Raw genomic sequence first — 915 nt, 5'->3', positions numbered from 1 at the left:
ATTGTTGATCCAAATGAAGAAGTAAGAAAGATTTATAATCGTATTCTTCGTTCACTTGGCAATAAACAAGAAATGATAGATCAGTTAGATAAATTGGTGAAAGATGCGAATGATACCGCTAGTCATGCGAAGAAGGAGTCAGAAGCAGCAAAGGCACTTACTAAAAAGGTGCAACAAAACTTGAAAAACTATCAAACAGAAATCATCAAAGCTAAGAATGCTCCAACAACGGGATTAGAAACGAATAAAACGTTATGGCTGGATATGAGTAAAACACCTTACCTCTTGTATCTGTGGAACGGAACAGAATGGATCAGGATGGGGATAGATACGCCAACAGAAATTGGAGCCGTTACAAAGGTGGAGTTTGAGAAACGAACAGAAAGTATCGAACAGAGTGTAGAAAAAGTAGAACGAAAACAGACCGAACAAGGAGAGCAATTACAACAAGCAAAAGCAAGCTGGGAGACGACCGCAAATGCACTCAAGGGAAAAGTGGAAATTAAGCAGGTAGAAGATTATGTTGCCAAGTTTCAGATTCCTGATCTTAGGGCGACGGTGAAACAAAATAAAGAAGATCTACTGGAACAATTAGCCGAGAAAGTGGCAACAGAACCATATAATCAAAAAATAACGGATTTGCAACGAATGATCCAAGCAAATAAAGAGGGAATTGAAATACGCGCTTTATCAAAAGAAGTATATACGAGAAAAGAAGCGGATGGAAATTTTGCGACAGATGCCTATGTGAAAGAGATGGGTTCGAAGCTGCAGGTGCTAGATGAGGGGATTCTGGCAGAAGTGAAAAAAGGAAATCTCATTTCGGTGATTAACCAAACAGCCGAAAGGATCAAAATTAAAGCGGAAATGATTGATTTAGTTGGTAAGGTGAAAACGAATTGGATTCAATCTGGA

Annotated in this window: 1 pseudogene; it reads left to right on the top strand. The window is 38.8% G+C overall.

Features of this window, described 5'->3' with window-relative positions:
* Window positions 1-915: pseudogene (locus tag JDS99_RS30745) on the top strand (phage tail spike protein); the annotation flags it as partial.

The sequence above is a fragment of the Bacillus cereus group sp. N6 genome (genome assembly GCF_016483705.1).
Classification (GTDB): Bacteria; Bacillota; Bacilli; order Bacillales; family Bacillaceae_G; genus Bacillus_A; species Bacillus_A wiedmannii.
Note: the sequence above shows the minus strand (reverse complement) of the source record. Positions and strands in the feature narration are given on the sequence as shown.